This window comes from Burkholderia sp. E168m23, from assembly GCF_016586125.1.
In the GTDB taxonomy this organism is placed as follows: Bacteria; Pseudomonadota; Gammaproteobacteria; order Burkholderiales; family Burkholderiaceae; genus Burkholderia; species Burkholderia orbicola.
In genome coordinates this window covers 1-1,266 of the sequence record NZ_BCPP01001385.1, presented here as the reverse complement: position 1 = coordinate 1,266, position 1,266 = coordinate 1, and the positions used below count along the sequence as shown (strand labels likewise).

Here is a 1,266-nt window from a genome sequence, read left to right as displayed (position 1 = left end):
CGAGTTCGGTGCGCGGCTTCTGTTCGTCGAGCGCTTCGCGCATCGCGGTGCGTACGGCGGCCAGATTGCGCTGCGCGTCGTTCGTGAGGTGGTGTTCGACGCGCGGCAGCACGAGCGCCGCGAGATCGTAGAAATTGCGGTTGAAGTTCTGCATCGAGCCGAGCTCGAAGCGGCCGAGGTGATCGCCGAACACGTGTTGCGACAGGCCGATCGGGTTGGGCACGGGGACGATGACGACTTCGCCTTGCAGCTTGCCGGCCGTCTCGAGCGCGGCGATCTTGCGGCGCAGCAGCGTGGCGACCAGCATGCCGGGCAGCTCGTCCGCGTGCAGCGACGACTGGATGTAGACCTTCTTGCCGCCGCGCGGGCCGTAGTGGAAGCTGGTGATCTGGCGTTCGGTACCGACGGCGGGGGAAATCAGCGGATGGGTCTGCGTTTGCATGATGGGGGAGTGCGGCGCAGCCGCGAGTGATCCGTGTGCTTGGAGGATCGATTGTACGTTGCCTTCCTCGCCGCCATCAAACCGGCGCCAGAGCACGCAGTTTTCCGTTGAGAATCATCAGGTTGGCGCGGAAAAAATAACGTCGTCCGCGTCGCGCGCAAAAAAACGGGCTCCTTGCGGAGCCCGTTTCCATCATGCCGAATCGTGCGTCGGTCGGCCGGATTACTTGCCGTAGACGTCGAAATCGAAGTACTTCTTCGCGAGCTTGTCGTACGTGCCGTCCTTGCGCATGCCGGCGATCGCGCCGTCGATCTTCGCCTTCAGGTCGGTGTCTTCCTTGCGCAGGCCGATGCCGGCGCCGTTGCCAAGCGTCTTCGGATCGTCGAGGTCCTTGCCGGCGAAGTCGAAATTCGCGCCGCGCGGCGTCTTCAGGAAGCCGATCTCGGCTTGCACCGCGTCCTGCAGCGCGCCGTCCAGACGGCCGGAGATCAGGTCGGCGTAGACCTGGTCCTGGTTCTGGTAAGGCACGATGTTGACGCCCTTCGACGCCCAGTGCGCCTTCGCGTAGGTTTCCTGGATCGTGCCCTGCTCGACGCCGACCGACTTGCCCTTCAGCGATTCGGCCGTCGGCTGCAGGTTCGCGCCCTTCTTCGTGACGAGGCGCGTCGGCGTGTTGAACAGCTTCGACGAGAACGCGATCTGTTCGGCGCGGGCCGGCGTCATCGACATCGACGACAGCACGCCGTCGAACTTGCGGGCCTTCAGCGCCGGGATCATCCCGTCGAAGTCGTTTTCGATCCACACGCATTTCGCGTTGATGCGGC

2 protein-coding genes are annotated in these 1,266 nt (G+C 64.2%); both read right to left on the bottom strand.

Annotated features, from left to right (window positions below; translation table 11 throughout):
• A partial coding sequence (locus JMF90_RS37505; RefSeq protein ID WP_201326383.1) for a succinylglutamate desuccinylase/aspartoacylase family protein occupies positions 1 to 442 on the bottom strand: 442 nt, incomplete at its 3' end.
• Between the two features lie 222 nt (positions 443 to 664).
• Positions 665 to 1,266: transporter substrate-binding domain-containing protein (locus tag JMF90_RS37500; protein WP_201326382.1), on the bottom strand; the 602-nt coding region annotated here is incomplete at its 5' end.